A 16,106-nucleotide genomic window follows, 5' to 3' on the forward strand; every position below is an offset into this window, starting at 1 on the left:
AAGCGATAAGCTATTTGTGAATACTGCTGTGAGAAGGAAGTCCCCCCGCTGCTTCTGCCGATTTTACTGCCCTGATAACGGCCTCGGCGAGCACATCCGCGGATAGGGTACCGACGAGGTCTACAGAAGTCTCGATTCCTCCAGTCGCGACGGCAAAAATGGTGTCCCCATCAAACATCGTATGGATCGGTCTGATAGTACGGGCGAGCCCGTCATGAGCCATTTGCGCTACTTTTTTTGCTTCTGCCTTTGTGAATGTAGCATTACTGGCCACAACCGCAATCGTCGTATTCGTTCCTGGGGGGTTGGGGGAAAATGCGCGAGCCTTCATCATCTCCACACTGTCTTGAATTTGCCCTTCTTCATCGCGCGGTCCAGCCAAAATTTCTCCCGTCTGCGGCTCTACCACATGTCCAACTGCATTCACTGCGACTAGTGCACCCACTACCAATCCGTTTGGCAAGCTGATCGAGGCTGTTCCCACCCCGCTTTTCATGGCATGGTCAAATCCGTTCAGTTTGCCTACGGAAGCACCCGTTCCTGCTCCTACATTGCCTTGGGCGCAGTCTTCTCTGTTAGCTGCTGCTGCCGCTTCAAAGCCCATTGCGCGATCAGGACGAATCCGGTAATCACCGACTGCCAAATCAAACAGCACAGCTGCAGGCACGATTGGGACAACACCATACCCTACCTCGAGCCCAATGCCTTGTTCCTCCAAATACTGCATGACGCCTGTCGCTGCATCTAGTCCATAAGCACTGCCACCTGATAGGCAGATGGCATGAACTGCATTGACGAGATTCACCGGATCGAGCAAATCCGTCTCGCGTGTGCCCGGGGCAGAACCCCGGACATCCACGCCGCATACAGACGGTTGCTCAAGTATGATCACACTGCATCCTGTTAATGCTTCTTCGTTTTGAGCGTGCCCTACTTTTACTCCAGGCACATCAATAATCGTTCCATTCATCTACTTAAAAATCTCCTGAAATTTTCGACTTTTGCTTACCTGCTGAACCAATCTTTTTCCATGCTGCCACTACTGCCAGAGTGACGATAACAGAGACGATCGCTTCAGGCAAGCCACTGGTGACTGCTACAGTTGTCGCTACACCAAATGGCATATACCCGCGAATAACAGCCATTCCGAGCACCAAGATCGTATTCGTCATCGCGCCAATGAAGCCAGCAGCACCAATCGCCAGGTACTGGTTAACGTTTTTTAACCCCACATAAGTCAAATAAGCGGTAACCCCGATAAACAAGCGCGGCAAAATCGCTACCAGGGGGTCTTTAAACAAAGGAACGGTGGCGTTTAAAAAAGAAGATACTCCAAAAATAAGACCAATGATCATACCAACGCCCCAGCCCTCCATGATACCGCCGATTACTGCCGGAATGTGCATAATCGTAGCGTTCCCTGCTGCTGTCGGAACCGGGATGTATCCTAGACGCGTCACCCCTAGCAAAATCGCTATCGCTCCCAGGACACCTGCAATTACGATCCTTCGTACCGTCAAGCCCTTTTCCATGCGTACTCCTCCTTTTTCTTGATCTATGTGGAATCCCCAAAAAGGGAGAACTCCCGCTTATTAAAACGGTATTCCAAGCATGATAACAGAAATGACAATACTGAAAAGGAGAGCGAGATAATCTTTGCTGTTTGCTTTGTAATGTGCAAACCGAGTTCGTGAAGCCCCTGGCACGTAGCATCTGGCTTCCATCGCGAGAATTAGGTCCTCCGCTCTGGCCAGTGCAACATTAAAAAGTGGGATGATGATCGGAAACATGTCCTTGGTTCTGCGAACAATCCGCCACCATTCTCCGGTCCCAAAGTCTGCTCCGCGAGAGGCCTGCGCCTTCATCATTTTCTCCATTTCCATGGCAAACGTCGGCACAAAGCGAATCGCAATCGTGATGATCAGAGCGAATGCATGTACCGGAAATTTCACTTTTTCAAGTGGGCCCAAGAGTCTCTCCATCCCATGCGTAAGCTCTGTAGTAGACGTACTGAGCGTCAATACACTGGATAGAAAAATGACTTCAACAAAGCGCATCGCAGACACGACAACCAGCCGAATGCTTTCACTCGAAATGGTAATAAAACCGTATTTTAAATAAATCGTTCCCCCATTGGCGATTTCACCGTAAAAAAGAAGCTGCATGATAGCGAGGATTATAATGAACGGAACCGCTGGCTTAATTCCAGATATCCCATAGTGCAGTGGGATCTTGGAGACGGAGAACATCCAGATGCAGATCGCTAAAGCAAACAAATTGCCAACGTACGTATTGCAAATAGCGATAGCCAGGATCATGATGACAAAAGCAGCCAGCTTGAATCGTGGGTCCAGACGATGAACGACTGATCCTGTGGGCAAGTATTGGCCAATGGTAATATTGCGTGTCAATTCAAATTCCGCTGACATGTTGATCCCTCCTATCGCTTGATCAGCTTTAAAATTTCCAGAGCGGTTTCTTCAGGTAAATAGGCGCCTGGATCAATTTCATAGCCTTCCTCTCGCAGTCTGTACAAAATATGCACGGATTCGGGTGTGCCGATATGATGCTCGCGAAGCAATTCCTGATTCCCGAATATTTGGCGAGGAGTACCATCGAGGACGGCCTTGCCATTTGCCATGACATACACACGGTCAGCTAGCTGCGCCACTTCTTCCATGTTGTGAGAGACGAAAATGACAGTCAGTTTTTCCTCCTGATTCAGCCTGCGAATTCGCTCCAGCAATTCTTTTCGCGAGCGTGGATCGAGTCCCGCTGTCGGCTCATCCAGCACCAATACCTTTGGCTGCAAGGATAGAACACCTGCCAAAGCGACCTTGCGCTTCTGACCACCACTTAGTGCGAATGTGGGACGGTCCTTCATTTCTTGAAACGAAAGGCCAACCAGCTCCATCGCCCAATGGACGCGGCGTCTTACCTCTTCCAGCGGCAAGCCCATTTTGAATGGACCGTATGCAACATCATCGCCCACGAGTTTTTCAAAGAGCTGGTCCTCAGGATTTTGGAACACCAGACCGACCTGACGTCGCAAGGTGCGAATATCCAGTTTGGGCTGGGACACGTCCAACCCATTGATGATGACTGAGCCGGATTGAGGACGAATCAGCCCGTTAAAATGCTGGATTAACGTTGATTTTCCAGAGCCTGTGTGGCCGATGATTGCAAGGCACTCTCCTTCTGCGACCTCGAGATTGACCTCATCTAGGGCGCGATGCTGCAAAGGCGTTCCTTGCATATAGACATGCGTAAGATTTTTTACCGAGACCATCGGATTGTTTTGCGTCATGATCCACTCGCCTCCGCTCGTCTGATATATACGCGATTGACTTCGGCTACTACCTCTTCGTTGTGGATCAAATCGGGAGAAAACGAAGGATATTCTGAGTGAACCAGCGCTGCTACACGACTCGCATCCGGTACGTCCAAGTGCAGCTCCTGGAGCCTCTCCTGATGTGAGAATACTTCTCGTGGTGTACCTTGCAAAACGATTTTTCCACCCTCCATCACGATGACACGATCCGCTTCCGCTACCTCAGACATATGATGAGTGACCGTCACGATCGTCATCCCTTCGCTGTGCAGCTTGCGAACAACTGCTAATATGTCCTGTCGACCGTAGCTATCCAGCATACTCGTCGCTTCATCGAGCACCAGGCATTGCGGCTTCATCGCCAAAATACCTGCGATGGCGATCCGCTGCTTTTGACCGCCTGACAGATGATGAGGCGGTCGGTGGCGAAATGCACTCATTCCGACTGCTTCCAGAGCAAAATCAATCCGCTCCTTCATCTCTTCCTCTGCTGTTCCAATATTCTCCAACCCAAAAGCCACATCATCCTCGACAATCGTTGCCACGATCTGATTGTCCGGATGCTGAAACACCATCCCTACACGACTTCTCACTTCATGAATACGTGCCTTGTCACGGGTATTGATCCCGTTTACGAGGACATCCCCTTCTTTTGGGCTCAAAATTCCATTCAAATGCTTGGACAAGGTCGATTTTCCTGAGCCGTTATGACCAATAATTGCTACATACTCTCCGGGAAACACTTCGAGGGAGACGTTTTGCAGCACCGGTACCTGCTGATCTTGGTTTAACTGATACGCAAACGAGACGTTTTCAACACGAATGATTGGGTCTGTTGACATGTGCTCCCCTCACTTTGTACGGGATTATCGTGTGGTACAAAATCAATGGACTTGTTTCCATGTAAAAATAATAGCAACAACCATGCCAAGTCTGTATGTTTTAAATTTTCTGTTAATTATACTCTCTTTTTCCTTTTCTTTGTTGCATCGTGCACGAAATATGTTGCATGTGCAACAGGGTTATTCTCCTTTTTGCCGTTTGATCTTCCTCCATAGTGTTGATCGGTCCATTCCCAAAATCTTCGCCGCTTCTCCTTTGTTTCCTTTCGTTTCTTCCAAAACTTTCCTGATTAATTCGACCTCCTGGTTTTCTTGTCGCCTGATTTGTCTGCGTTGATTGAGCTTTTTCGCGAAAAAAGCAATGTCTTCGCTACGTATGTCGGTCGTCCGCTTTGCACAAGAGAACCATCCGTTCAACCACATTTCGCAATTCCCGAACATTCCCTGGCCAATCATGCTGTTTTAACAAATGCAGGACAGCCTCATCTGTGATTCGCAATTTTCGTGTTCCACGCTCAGCCAATTCCTCCACAATAGAAGCAACTAACAAGGGAATGTCTTCGGTACGCTCACGCAACGGCGGCAATTCCAAGGTCAATACATTCAAACGATAATACAGGTCGGAGCGAAACAGCTTTTCTTCCATCAGCTTTTCCAAATCGCGATTCGTTGCAGCGATTATGCGCACGTCAACAGGGACAATCCGCTCTCCGCTGATTCGCCGGACCTTTTTCTCCTGCAAAATGCGCAAAAGAAGTGCTTGTATCGGAATAGACATCTCTCCGATTTCATCTAAAAACAGCGTTCCCCCGTGCGCTAGCTCAAACAAGCCTGCCTTTCCTCCTTTGCGCGCACCGGTAAAGGCTCCTTCCTCATATCCGAACAGCTCGCTTTCCAGTAGATTCCCTGGCAATGCAGCACAATTGACCGCAATAAACGGTCCAGCAGCACGCTGGCTGCTCAAATGAATGCCTTGTGCAAACAGCTCCTTGCCTGTCCCTGTCTCTCCTTGGATCAATACCGTTGCATCCGTTCTTGCAAATGTTTCAGCCCATTCTTTTGCCTCGCGCATGGCAGGAGCTTGACCGATGATGTCCTCTAAACGATACTTCGCTTCCAATCCACTTTCCATGCTTTGTTTACGGATACGCAGCTCCATCTTTTGAATGTCTGTTATTTCCTTGAAGGTAGAGACCGCACCCACGATCTCTCCCTCAACAACCATGGGAAGCCGGTTAATAATAATTTGGCGATTCAATATCGTAGCAATATCGCCGATTTCGCGCTTTCCTGTGGCTAGGATACGCAGCATGTCCGAATTGGGGATATAACGAGTAATTTTTTGTCCCACTATGTTGGCTGGCAAACCGAGTATTTCCTTTGCGATGGAATTCACCCAGATGATATTCGAATCACGATCAACTGCAATGATCCCATCATGGGAAGCATCCAAAATGGCTTGAATGTGTATATCGTTGATCATTTACCAGCCTCTCCTTCCTGTGCCCGATCGAGCATGACATCGACTTCTACAGGTGGTTTGCGTGGTCTCCTTTTCGTTTTTCGTTTCTTCTTACGCAAAACAAACAAAGCAGTCAGCATGAAACCTAGAATGACGAGCTGAATCGGCTGGGTCAGCTTGGCTACGACCCAGCCACTCATGCTGAGCAGATGTAGGATGACCGCCATGTACAGTAGAATAGCGGCCACATTTTGTGCATTCACTTTTGATCACTCCTCGCGAGCCCAAATGTATGAAGGAATGGAGAAAAAAATCTCCCGTGAAACTAAATAATGCTTAGCTCCACAGGAGAGTCGGTTCGTGATGTCGTTATTAAATTGGGAGCAGCTCTACAGATTGTTTTGTTTCTAGCTCTGCCACCATGTCCAGCCACGCTTGCGGTTTTTGTGGAAGAACAGCGTAGTAGCGCTTGAGGAAGGTCACGATCAGATCTGCTTCCAGTGCCGTTTGCTCCTCATTTGTCGGCATGAAGCCCAAATCAAGTCCAGCTACTGCTTCCCCGTCATTTTGCCAGGACGGGTGAACGTACGTGAAGTTGGTACGCTTGTAGCCCAGATGGGAGAGCACTTCCCGGCGAACAAACGGGTCCATCGGCTTGATTCCACCAAATGCATGCTCTTCTACACGGTATGGATCATAGATTTCCGCGAACATACCGTACAGCTCTTTGCCGTTCTCAGCAGCGAGTGAGAGAAGATCCTTTTGACGCTCTCTCGCCAAAAAACGCCCTACTCCGAGTCCTTCCCTGCCGATGATCGTAAAATCCGTCATGGCTACATTCATATCTGTGTAATAACGATATTCGGTGGCCCCTACGACTTCTCCTTCATGGACTGCGACGAAAACGCGAATACCTGGGTCTTCCAACGGTTCCTTCCACAGATCGTAGTCGAGTACTTCTTCTGGCGGGAATACTTCTTGCATCAATCGGTGCATTTTTGCGAAAAGCGGGTTGTCAATGTGCGAAATACGTACGAATTCCATGAATAAAGCCTCCTATAAGGTATAAGTGAATTTGTCTATTTGTGCCGTTACTAGCTCTGGAATGGATTTTTCCATTCCATCAGCGCTGCGCAATTGCGTGACTCCTCGTCCTCCAAATAATTGGTTACAGCCTGAACAGGGGTTCGACCGCAGCGCATGAGAAAGGAGATCACCGGGTCTTTGAGCTCACCGGAAACGATTTTCTCCAAGTATTGCTCGGGGGTCAGTGTGGCTGCATGACGCCCGTAGCCTGGCATCCGTCCACCGCCTAGAAGCCGCTTCAAGCCTTTATGTATAACTAGCTCGTACATGGCCTGCATCATTAGCTGTCCCAACCCCAGCTTGCGATGGCTTGGTCGAATACATAGATCTACGATGTACAGCGTATCTCCGTTCGTATTGTGGTTGCGGATATAGCCATTATCCGTCACCTCTCCCCAGCTATGCTCCGGGTGCGAAGGGTCAAACGAAACGATCAGGGCCGTCATCGAACCAGCCAACACACCGTCTATTTCAACACAAATCGCTCCTTCTGGAAAAAGCGTGACATGATTGGTCAGCTGCTCTTTATTCCACCATTGCTCTGAAGGATACGGCGGTGGGAAGCTTTCTGCCTGTATCTGAATCAGCTCGAAAAAATCCGATTGTGTATAGTTGCGGATTATGGCCCGGCGAGGCTTTTCTCCTTCAAACACATACAGCTCTTTACGGTACATGACCATCCTCCTGTTCCCGATTATTTCTGTACGTAGCCTACTTCCAATCTGTGTACAAATCGGTGCGGCGGTCACGCCAGGTTGTTACCGAGCCTTTTTCCCGTACATCATACAACAGCTGGATGTCCAGATCAGCAGTAACGAGCATATCGTTGTTGATTTCTCCTTCAGCTAGTACTCCACGAGGCGGGAAAGGAATATCGTTTGGCGTCAAAATGGCAGCCTGTCCAAAATTCGCGCGCATAAAGTCGACTGTAGGCAGCGAACCTACCGTACCTGTCAAAACGACATACACCTGGTTTTCGATCGTGCGTGCATGGCTTGTATAGCGTACGCGATGGAAGGCATGGCGATCATCCGTGCAGGATGGGCAGAAAATCACATCTGCTCCTCGTGCTTTCGCAATCCGCACCCACTCAGGGAATTCGATATCGTAGCAAATGATCATCGCTACCTTGCCTTTGTCGGTTTCAAAAATTTGCAAAGAGTCTCCGGCTCCCATATTCCAGCCTTTGACTTCCCACGGTGTGATGTGAATCTTCTTTTGCTGGCCGACACGACCATCCGGGTAAAACAGGAATGCTGTGTTGTATAGCTTTCCTTGTTCTTCAATGATGTGTGTGCCGCCAATTAGGTACATCTCGTATTTGGCAGCAAGTGCTTTGAACAACTCTATGTATTGCTCGGTAAAGGTCGGCAAGGCTGTGATGGGCAGCGCATTGCCATTCTCATCCCCAATCGACATCAGCTGGGTCGTAAACAACTCTGGGAATAGAAGAAACTCTGTATCGTACTCTTGAGCATTTTTTACGTAATGCTCCACTTGTGCAGCAAATTCATCAAAGCTATGTATGGTGTGCAAGTGATACTGCACAGCAGAAACGCGCATTTTCATCCCATTTCTTCCCTTCCATTATTCTATTATTAAAATATATCAAAAACGAGCAGCAAAGTCGCCTTTCAATTGAACGAAAAAGTCACCCACCTTTCACAAGATGGATGACTCGTTTTTACTGATATTCTCGGCACGATATCTGCACTGCAGTCCTGTACAAAAGCTCGGTTCCGAGTGCGATATCCTCGTATGTGGAATACTCCTGCGGATTATGGCTGATTCCGTCCTTGCAGCGGACAAAAATCATTCCGTAATCACATGCATAGGAAAGCGCAAGCGCATCGTGGAACGGACCGCTCATCAGCTCTGGTGGCGTTATTCCCATGTCTTTGCTCTGTTCACGCATGATTTCCTTTATCCATTCTGCGCAGTAGCGCGGCTCACTATTTGTATCCTCTGTGATGGTATAGGTCAGCCCGCCCTCCATTGCTGCGAGTTCAATCACCTCACGAAGGGCTTGCTCGCGCGCATCGCGTCTTTCCAAATCAATATCGCGTAAATCTACGGTAAACCGGACCCGCTCCGGAATGATATTGCGGGAATCAGGAAACACCTGCAAATGTCCGACAGTACCTACTGTTGGCGCTGAAGCATCCAGCTTTGCCAGCTCATTTAAAGCCGTGATCACCTTTGCTGCCCCTAACAGCGCATCCTTTCTCATATACATCGGAACAGAGCCTGCGTGCCCGGCGAAGCCCGTCATCTCTACTGTCCACCACAAGGGGCCAGAGATCGCAGATACGATGCCAACAGGCTCTTCATCATTGTCAAGGATCGGTCCCTGCTCAATATGCAGCTCCAAATACGCTCCGATGCTTCCTTCCGCGTAGCAAGACTCCTCCAGACGCTCAGGATCGCAGCCGAACTCAATGAGTGCTTGTCTGCGCGAGATGCCATTTTTGTCTGTACGCTCCAAATCTTCTGGATCGATTTTACCTATCATCCCCCATGAACCGAACAAACCTTTTTGAAAACGACATCCCTCTTCATCACAAAACGCAACTAGCTCTATCGGCTGTTGGGGAACTACTCCCTGCTCATTCATGGTCTGAATGACTTCCAGTCCACCCAGCACGCCAATCACACCATCAAAGCGTCCCCCATAAGGCTGCGAATCAATATGAGAGCCAATCATGAGCACGGGCGCATCCTCATAGGCACCTTGCATACGTCCAATCAGGTTGCCAAAGTGATCCAGGCGGGTTTGCAAGCCGGCCTCCTCCATCCAGCCACGTACCAGCTCGACACCAGCCCGATCTTCTCTGGACAAGGCTAACCGACATACACCTGTTTCTCCGATTTTTCCGATTTGGGACAATTCCTCGATCCTGCTTTGCAGACGTTGCTCGTTTATCGTTAAATTTCTGGCATTTCTATTCACCTTCCCTGACCTCCTCACTTTTTTTGAGCCTTTTCCAAAATGGTATTCGACTCGTCCCGCTCCTAGCACCCCACTTCACTCTTTATGAAAAAACACATTCAGGATGGCTTCTATCCTTTGGGATTGTCCCAGGTACTGCTATAATGAGGGGGAAGAGTTACGTAGGAGGAACACGCATGCAAGAATGGTTAAATAAGCCAGTCAAAACCATCGACAGACCCAAAAAACGCGGTATTGTTGAATATATTGATGATCAATACATTGTTGTCTTTTTTACAATCCCTCGCAAGGAGCGTCTTATCTTTTCAAGCAAGGAGTCATTTCTGAATAAAATCGAGTTTATGGAAGAAAGACCGTAATACCTGATCTTTGCACTACAAAAAAGCCTTTGGCTCGTCGCTACATAGCGCTGCCAAAGGCTTTTTCTTCATCTTATGCTAGCAATTAAGCGTAATGCTCTTCACGAAGCTTTTTGATCTCATCGCTTTCCAGGTACTCGTCGTACGTCATCATTTTATCAATAATGCCTTTTGGCGTGAATTCAATGATGCGGTTTGCGATCGTTTGCACGAACTGGTGGTCATGGGACACGAAAAGCAGTGTACCGTCAAAGTCGATCAGACCGTTATTCAATGCTGTGATGGATTCCAAATCCAAGTGGTTCGTAGGTTCATCCATGATCAGCACATTGGCGCTAGCGAGCATCATCTTGGACAGCATGCAGCGAACCTTTTCTCCCCCGGAAAGTACGTTGGCTTTTTTCAGAGCCTCGTCACCTGAGAAGAGCATGCGACCGAGGAAGCCGCGAATGAACGTCTCGTCTTGGTCCTTGGAGTATTGGCGCAGCCAGTCAACCAGGCTCAGATCCGAGTTGAAATACTCTGCATTGTCTTTCGGAAAATACGCTTGTGAAGTCGTAACGCCCCATTCGAAAGAACCGCTATCTGGTTGAACTTCACCTGTTACCACCTGGAAGAACGTGGTTTTAGCCAGCTCATTTGGACCGACAAATGCCACTTTATCCCCTTTGTTGATGGTGATATGGAGGTTTTCAAACAGCTTTTCGCCCTCGATGGTTTTGCTCAGGCCTTCTGTAGTCAACAGGTTTTTGCCTGCTTCGCGCTCTGGCTTGAAGTTAATGAATGGATATTTACGGCTGGACGGACGAATATCCTCCAACGTAATTTTCTCCAGCAGCTTTTTCCGGGAGGTCGCCTGCTTGGATTTGGAGGCATTGGCGGAAAAGCGCGCAATAAACTCCTGCAATTCCTTCATTTTTTCTTCTTTTTTCTTATTCTGATCACGAACCATTTTCAGTGCCAATTGGCTGGATTCATACCAGAAATCGTAGTTACCCACATACATTTGAATCTTGCCGAAGTCGATATCAGCGATGTGTGTGCACACTTTGTTCAAGAAGTGACGGTCATGGGAAACGACGATAACGGTGTTTTCATAGTCAGCCAGGAAATTTTCCAACCAGCGAATCGACTCGATGTCCAAGTGGTTCGTAGGCTCATCCAGCAGCAGGATGTGTGGGTTACCGAAAAGTGCTTGCGCCAAAAGAACCCGTACCTTTTCCGTACCGGAGAGGTCCTTCATGAGCTTGTCATGTAGATCGGTCGGAATGCCCAGGCCGATCAACAGGCTCGCTGCGTCTGCCTCAGCCATCCAGCCGTTCAGCTCCTCGAACTCGCCTTCCAGCTGGGAAGCACGATTTCCGTCTTCTTCCGAGAAGTCTTCTTTCATGTACAGAGCTGTTTTCTCTTCCATGATTTCATACAGACGCTTATGACCCATGATGACTGTCTTCAACACTTCGAAATCGTCGAATTCAAAGTGATTTTGCTTCAATACAGCGATACGCTCTCCTGGTGTAACCGAAACGTGACCACTGGTCGGATCGATCTCTCCAGAGAGGATTTTCACGAATGTAGACTTCCCTGCACCGTTCGCACCGATGAGGCCGTAACAGTTACCAGGGGTAAACTTAATGGATACATCTTCAAACAGTGCGCGTTTGCCGTAGCGCAGCGTCACGTTCTGAGTGCTTATCATCGTCGCAATACCTGCCTTTTTTGAATCGTTCAAACACTTATCTTACCAGAGAAAGCCTCATTTTGCAAAAAGAAAGGACCAGGTTCCGAAACTGGTCTTGGGAGTGCTTACCTGAAAAATAGAAAGCCCGCACATAGGGAAAGCTACCTGTGAACAGTCATCCTTTGAGAAAAGAGGTCGAAGCAATGTCCAAGAAGAATGGCGTCAAAAACGAGATGGGTAATAAAGAAAATCCTTCCCAGACAAGGTCCTCCACAACGTTAAGCAAAGAAGAAACCCGCTCCAAGCAACGCGGAGAATAATCCATTCCATAACGACAAACCGGTCTTGGCATCGTGCTGACCGGTTTGTTCTTTTTGCTATGTCTTCTTTATACGCCGACCTGTAGGGGAATAAAGATAGGTGCCGGCGTGACAGACTGTCCTTCCTCTACGTAAAAGGATAAATTGTTTAAGGTTACGTACACGGTTCCGTTCTCGACTAAAGCCAATTCTGCGAAGCGCTGTCGACTCATTTCAGCCTCAAATACTTCGTTTGTATCCAGTCGTTTTAAATCGAGGCGAACGATTGGACCTAACAGAGAAATACGGCTGACTTGCGCCTGTACAGCCTGGATCGACGAATCAGCTGGAGCATGAAGCGATACTTCTACATCATGCGGGCGCATGTAACCAACCGCTGGAAGCTCGACTGTCTTGTTCTCCCACTCGGTTTCAAACTCTGCCTCTCCCAGCTTGATCCTCCCTTCATGAATTCTCCCGCGAAACAGATTAACGCGCCCCAAGAAGCTGTAAACAAACGGGTTCGCTGGATGATGATAAATCTCTTCGGGTGAACCAACCTGCTCCACCTTTCCTTCATTCATAACGACAACTTGATCCGCCAGCTCCATCGCCTCTTCCTGATCATGCGTCACAAACAAGATCGTCAAGCCCAGCTTTCCATGCAAGTGCCTGAGCCACCTGCGAAGCTCCTGCCTCACTTTTGTATCCAGCGCTCCAAACGGTTCATCAAGCAGCAAAAACTTGGGCTCTACAGCCAATGCCCGTGCCAAAGCCACACGCTGACGCTGCCCACCGGAGAGCTGTGACGGATAGCGATGGGCAAGACCCTCCAGCTGCACCAGCTTTAGCAGGGAGTGCACCTTTTCCCGGATTTCTTCTTTGCTCGGTCTGGTTTTACGAGAACGAACAGTCAAACCAAAAGCGATATTATCAAAAATATTCATATGACGAAAAAGGGCGTAATGCTGGAATACAAATCCTACTTGCCGCTCGCGCACATCACGATCTGTATTGTCTTCACCGTTAAACAGGATTCTTCCCTCTTCAGGCTGCTCCAAGCCTGCAATCAGCCGCAGCAGAGTCGTTTTTCCCGAGCCAGATGGTCCGAGAAGCGCCACCAGTTCCCCCTCTGGGATTTGCAGACTGACATTTTTCAAGGCGGTAAAATTTTTATACGACTTGCTTATGTTATCTACCTCAATGCTCATCCGGCTCTCTCCCCTGTCACGTCAATATAAGGTTCCTCTTCTACGCCTGACTGCCTTTCTGTCTTCCACTCAATGAAGCTTTTTACAATCAACGTCACCAATGCCAAGGCTGCAAGCAGGGTCGCTACAGCAAAGGCAGCGGCAAATTGGTACTCGTTATACAAAATCTCAACATGCAGCGGAAGCGTATTTGTCATGCCGCGTATGTGTCCAGATACCACTGATACAGCACCGAATTCCCCCATAGCCCGGGCGTTACACAAAATCACGCCGTATAACAGCCCCCATTTGACATTAGGCAGTGTCACTCGAAGGAACGTCTTCCAGCCACTTGCTCCAAGCGAAACGGCAGCCTCCTCCTCATCTTTGCCTTGTGCTTCCATGATCGGGATCAATTCACGGGCAACAAACGGAAACGTCACGAACGTAGTCGCCAGTACAATGCCCGGCACTGCAAAAATAATTTTCATATCATGCAGATCAAGCCACGGACCCAAGATTCCTTGGCTGCCGAACAGGAGCACAAAAATCAGACCTGCGATAACAGGAGAAACTGCAAAAGGCAGGTCGATCAAGGTCAGAAGCACGTTTTTCCCGCGAAACGAGAATTTAGCGATCGCCCAGGCAGCAGCTATCCCAAAGGTCACATTAAGCGGAACACTGATCGCTGCAACCAAGAGCGTCAGCTTGACAGCCGAGAGTGTCTCCGGATCAGCAATCGAGGCAACAAAAACACCTGCCCCCTGTTTAAAGGCTTCGGTAAATACCGCAATCAACGGCAGGATCAGAAACAGTGCAAGGAACAAGAGAGCTACACCAATCAAAATCCAGCGCACGTAGGCCGGTTCCGTCAAATGCTTCACTACAGGCGCCTCCTATCTGGCTGCATCAAATTTGTTAATTCTCCACTGCAAATAATTGATGATCAGCAGCATGATAAACGAAGCTACCAGCATAACAGTCGCAATCGCGGTTGCTCCGGCATAGTCAAACTGCTCCAGCTTCGTCATGATCAACAGAGGCACAATCTCCGTCTTTAGTGGCATGTTCCCCGAAATGAACACGACAGAGCCATACTCACCTAGCGCCCTGGCAAAAGCAAGAGCAAAGCCGGTAATGACTGCGGGCAACAAATGCGGCAAAATGACCCGAGTAAATGTGGTCCATCGGGTAGCTCCGAGTGTAGCCGCAGCTTCCTCCATCTGCAAATCCCAGTCCTGTAAAACAGGCTGAACGGTCCGGACGACAAAGGGCAAGCCAATAAAGGTCAGCGCTACCCATATTCCGAGCGGTGTATAGGCTACCTTAATCCCCCACTCTGCCAAATATTGTCCAATCCAGCCGTTCTCGGCATAAATCGATGTCAAGGCTATGCCTCCCACCGCAGTCGGCAAAGCAAACGGCAGGTCAACAATCCCATCAATGATGCGTTTTCCAAAAAACTGATAGCGAGCGAGAACCCAAGCCACCAACACTCCAAATACTGCATTCACGCAAGCGGCGAAAAAGGACGAGACAATACTGACGCGAATCGAGGCAAGTACTCGAGAATCTAAAATGGTTCCGATGAACTGCTCCCAGCTCATCGTTGTCGCTTTTAAAAACAGAACGGACAGAGGGATCAATACCAATAGACTCAAGTAAATGATCGTATACCCCATCGTCATGCCAAACCCAGGCAAGAACCCTCTGTTATGCAGTGATTTTCTCATGGAGATAACTCCTCTGATGGGATTGTATGTTTATGGCTTATATAACTGATCAAAAACGCCTTGATCGGAGAAATGAACCTTTTGGGCGTTGGTCCAGCCACCGAACAACTCGTCAATCGTAAACAGCTTGATTTCCGGGAATGCTGGTGTATGAGCTTTAAGTACTTCTACTGAGCGTGGACGATAGTAATGCTTTGCAGCAATCTCTTGCCCTTTTTTCGTGTAGAGGAATTGCAGGTAGGCTTCTGCTACCTCACGAGTCTTGTGCTTATCAGCATATTTGTCGACTAGCGTCACTGGCGGCTCTGCCAAAATGCTGATCGACGGGTTTACAATTTCAAATTTGTCTTTGCCCAGCTCGTTGACGGCCAGATACGCTTCATTTTCCCAAGCAATCAAGACATCCCCGATTCCGCGCTCAACAAAGGTTGTAGTCGAACCACGCGCTCCAGAGTCTAGCACAGGGACATTTTTGAACAGGCTGGTTACGAACTCCTTTGCTTTTACTTCATCGCCGTTGTTTTTTTTCAGCGCATAGCCCCACGCAGCGAGATAATTCCAACGAGCACCGCCAGACGTTTTCGGATTAGGGGTAATGACGGAAATGCCAGGCTTAATCAAATCGTCCCAATCCTTGATTTGTTTTGGGTTTCCTTTGCGCACGAGAAAGACGATCGTTGACGTATAGGGAGAGCTGTTGTCAGGGAGCTTCTTTTGCCAATCCGCCTGAATGAGTCCTCGTTCTGCGAGAGCATCTATGTCATAGGCGAGCGCGAGTGTCACCACATCCGCTTCGAGACCGTCAATCACGGAGCGAGACTGCTTGCCTGATCCTCCATGCGATTGTTTGATGGTAAGGTTTTGCCCTGTTTTTTCTTTCCACTCCTGTGCGAATTCCTTGTTCACATCCTGATAAAATTCCCTTGTCGGATCGTACGACACATTCAGCAGATCCAATGTGGGGCCAGCCTCTGAAGCACTGCCACCCCCATCTGTCGCTGCGGAGCATCCCCCGATAGTCGCAGCCAAAACAATTATTCCCAACCGCTTCAGTGTGGATTGGATCATGCTGGTTTTCTTTCTCATGTGGTTGTTTTTCACTCCCTTATAATCTCTACTAGTTTAATCGGAATACTTTGATATTTTGAATTATACATCCCTTTTTAACTCTGT

At 48.6% G+C, this 16,106-nt stretch carries 18 protein-coding genes; 1 reads left to right on the forward strand and 17 read right to left on the reverse strand.

The window, feature by feature from the left end; translation table 11 throughout:
• Positions 1–10: 10 nt before the first annotated feature.
• The 12 genes from C3B52_RS05840 to C3B52_RS05890 form a co-directional block, all read right to left on the reverse strand.
• Positions 11–970: a P1 family peptidase gene (locus C3B52_RS05840; RefSeq protein ID WP_103105146.1), complete on the reverse strand. Its 960-nt coding sequence runs from the start codon at positions 968–970 to the stop codon at positions 11–13.
• Positions 971–974: 4 nt separating this feature from the next.
• Entirely contained in the window at positions 975–1,532 is a 558-nt protein-coding gene (locus C3B52_RS05845; RefSeq protein ID WP_103105147.1) for an ECF transporter S component, read from the reverse strand.
• A 60-nt stretch (positions 1,533–1,592) separates the two neighbouring features.
• The gene (locus C3B52_RS05850) at positions 1,593–2,429 is read right to left on the reverse strand and encodes an energy-coupling factor transporter transmembrane component T family protein (protein ID WP_103105148.1); all 837 of its coding nucleotides are present in this window, start codon (positions 2,427–2,429) and stop codon (positions 1,593–1,595) included.
• Between the two features lie 11 nt (positions 2,430–2,440).
• Positions 2,441–3,307, reverse strand: a complete 867-nt coding sequence (locus C3B52_RS05855) for an energy-coupling factor transporter ATPase (RefSeq protein ID WP_103105149.1) — start codon at positions 3,305–3,307, stop codon at positions 2,441–2,443.
• On the reverse strand, positions 3,304–4,173 hold the full coding sequence (locus C3B52_RS05860; protein WP_103105150.1) for an energy-coupling factor transporter ATPase: 870 nt from the start codon (positions 4,171–4,173) through the stop codon (positions 3,304–3,306). Before C3B52_RS05860 ends, C3B52_RS05855 begins: the two co-directional genes overlap by 4 nt.
• A 180-nt stretch (positions 4,174–4,353) precedes the next feature.
• Complete coding sequence (locus tag C3B52_RS38150; protein ID WP_373419712.1) at positions 4,354–4,629, reverse strand: helix-turn-helix domain-containing protein; 276 nt, start codon at positions 4,627–4,629, stop codon at positions 4,354–4,356.
• Positions 4,544–5,656: a sigma-54 interaction domain-containing protein gene (locus C3B52_RS05865; RefSeq protein ID WP_235615613.1), complete on the reverse strand. Its 1,113-nt coding sequence runs from the start codon at positions 5,654–5,656 to the stop codon at positions 4,544–4,546. The genes C3B52_RS38150 and C3B52_RS05865 overlap by 86 nt, the downstream gene beginning before the upstream one ends.
• Complete coding sequence (locus C3B52_RS05870; protein ID WP_103105151.1) at positions 5,653–5,898, reverse strand: hypothetical protein; 246 nt, start codon at positions 5,896–5,898, stop codon at positions 5,653–5,655. Before C3B52_RS05870 ends, C3B52_RS05865 begins: the two co-directional genes overlap by 4 nt.
• 109 nt (positions 5,899–6,007) lie before the next feature.
• On the reverse strand, positions 6,008–6,679 hold the full coding sequence (locus C3B52_RS05875; protein ID WP_103105152.1) for a GNAT family acetyltransferase: 672 nt from the start codon (positions 6,677–6,679) through the stop codon (positions 6,008–6,010).
• A 50-nt stretch (positions 6,680–6,729) separates the two neighbouring features.
• Positions 6,730–7,395 (reverse strand): GNAT family N-acetyltransferase, encoded by a 666-nt coding sequence (locus C3B52_RS05880; protein ID WP_103105153.1) that lies wholly within the window; start codon positions 7,393–7,395, stop codon positions 6,730–6,732.
• A gap of 37 nt (positions 7,396–7,432) precedes the next feature.
• A complete protein-coding gene (locus C3B52_RS05885; protein ID WP_103105154.1) occupies positions 7,433–8,290 on the reverse strand; it encodes a carbon-nitrogen hydrolase family protein in 858 nt (285 codons plus the stop codon).
• Between the two features lie 115 nt (positions 8,291–8,405).
• On the reverse strand, positions 8,406–9,671 hold the full coding sequence (locus tag C3B52_RS05890; protein WP_103105155.1) for a M20 family metallo-hydrolase: 1,266 nt from the start codon (positions 9,669–9,671) through the stop codon (positions 8,406–8,408).
• Between the two features lie 176 nt (positions 9,672–9,847).
• Between C3B52_RS05890 and C3B52_RS05895 the strand changes: the two genes are divergently transcribed.
• On the forward strand, positions 9,848–10,030 hold the full coding sequence (locus C3B52_RS05895; protein ID WP_103105156.1) for a hypothetical protein: 183 nt from the start codon (positions 9,848–9,850) through the stop codon (positions 10,028–10,030).
• Positions 10,031–10,115: 85 nt separating this feature from the next.
• Here the strand turns inward: C3B52_RS05895 and C3B52_RS05900 are convergent, their stop codons facing one another.
• From C3B52_RS05900 to C3B52_RS05920, 5 genes are all read right to left on the reverse strand, one after another.
• The gene (locus C3B52_RS05900; RefSeq protein WP_103105476.1) at positions 10,116–11,729 is read right to left on the reverse strand and encodes an ABC-F family ATP-binding cassette domain-containing protein; all 1,614 of its coding nucleotides are present in this window, start codon (positions 11,727–11,729) and stop codon (positions 10,116–10,118) included.
• Positions 11,730–12,099: 370 nt separating this feature from the next.
• The gene (locus C3B52_RS05905; protein ID WP_103105157.1) at positions 12,100–13,221 is read right to left on the reverse strand and encodes a sulfate/molybdate ABC transporter ATP-binding protein; all 1,122 of its coding nucleotides are present in this window, start codon (positions 13,219–13,221) and stop codon (positions 12,100–12,102) included.
• Positions 13,218–14,084 (reverse strand): sulfate ABC transporter permease subunit CysW, encoded by an 867-nt coding sequence (gene cysW / locus C3B52_RS05910; protein WP_103105158.1) that lies wholly within the window; start codon positions 14,082–14,084, stop codon positions 13,218–13,220. Before cysW ends, C3B52_RS05905 begins: the two co-directional genes overlap by 4 nt.
• A gap of 12 nt (positions 14,085–14,096) precedes the next feature.
• Entirely contained in the window at positions 14,097–14,933 is an 837-nt protein-coding gene (gene cysT / locus C3B52_RS05915) for a sulfate ABC transporter permease subunit CysT (protein WP_103105159.1), read from the reverse strand.
• Positions 14,934–14,963: 30 nt separating this feature from the next.
• The gene (locus C3B52_RS05920) at positions 14,964–16,019 is read right to left on the reverse strand and encodes a sulfate ABC transporter substrate-binding protein (protein ID WP_103105160.1); all 1,056 of its coding nucleotides are present in this window, start codon (positions 16,017–16,019) and stop codon (positions 14,964–14,966) included.
• Positions 16,020–16,106: the final 87 nt, after the last annotated feature.

The sequence above is a fragment of the Brevibacillus reuszeri genome, from assembly GCF_002897295.1.
Lineage (GTDB): Bacteria > Bacillota > Bacilli > Brevibacillales > Brevibacillaceae > Brevibacillus > Brevibacillus reuszeri_A.

Coding starts and splice junctions, on each gene's coding strand:
- C3B52_RS05840 (WP_103105146.1), bottom strand. CDS start 970: ATGAATGGAACGATTATTGATGTGCCTGGAGTAAAAGTAGGGCACGCT.
- C3B52_RS05845 (WP_103105147.1), bottom strand. CDS start 1,532: ATGGAAAAGGGCTTGACGGTACGAAGGATCGTAATTGCAGGTGTCCTG.
- C3B52_RS05850 (WP_103105148.1), bottom strand. CDS start 2,429: ATGTCAGCGGAATTTGAATTGACACGCAATATTACCATTGGCCAATAC.
- C3B52_RS05855 (WP_103105149.1), bottom strand. CDS start 3,307: ATGACGCAAAACAATCCGATGGTCTCGGTAAAAAATCTTACGCATGTC.
- C3B52_RS05860 (WP_103105150.1), bottom strand. CDS start 4,173: ATGTCAACAGACCCAATCATTCGTGTTGAAAACGTCTCGTTTGCGTAT.
- C3B52_RS38150 (WP_373419712.1), bottom strand. CDS start 4,629: ATGATTGGCCAGGGAATGTTCGGGAATTGCGAAATGTGGTTGAACGGA.
- C3B52_RS05865 (WP_235615613.1), bottom strand. CDS start 5,656: ATGATCAACGATATACACATTCAAGCCATTTTGGATGCTTCCCATGAT.
- C3B52_RS05875 (WP_103105152.1), bottom strand. CDS start 6,679: ATGGAATTCGTACGTATTTCGCACATTGACAACCCGCTTTTCGCAAAA.
- C3B52_RS05880 (WP_103105153.1), bottom strand. CDS start 7,395: ATGTACCGTAAAGAGCTGTATGTGTTTGAAGGAGAAAAGCCTCGCCGG.
- C3B52_RS05885 (WP_103105154.1), bottom strand. CDS start 8,290: ATGAAAATGCGCGTTTCTGCTGTGCAGTATCACTTGCACACCATACAT.
- C3B52_RS05895 (WP_103105156.1), top strand. CDS start 9,848: ATGCAAGAATGGTTAAATAAGCCAGTCAAAACCATCGACAGACCCAAA.
- C3B52_RS05900 (WP_103105476.1), bottom strand. CDS start 11,729: ATGATAAGCACTCAGAACGTGACGCTGCGCTACGGCAAACGCGCACTG.
- C3B52_RS05905 (WP_103105157.1), bottom strand. CDS start 13,221: ATGAGCATTGAGGTAGATAACATAAGCAAGTCGTATAAAAATTTTACC.
- cysT (WP_103105159.1), bottom strand. CDS start 14,933: ATGAGAAAATCACTGCATAACAGAGGGTTCTTGCCTGGGTTTGGCATG.
- C3B52_RS05920 (WP_103105160.1), bottom strand. CDS start 16,019: ATGAGAAAGAAAACCAGCATGATCCAATCCACACTGAAGCGGTTGGGA.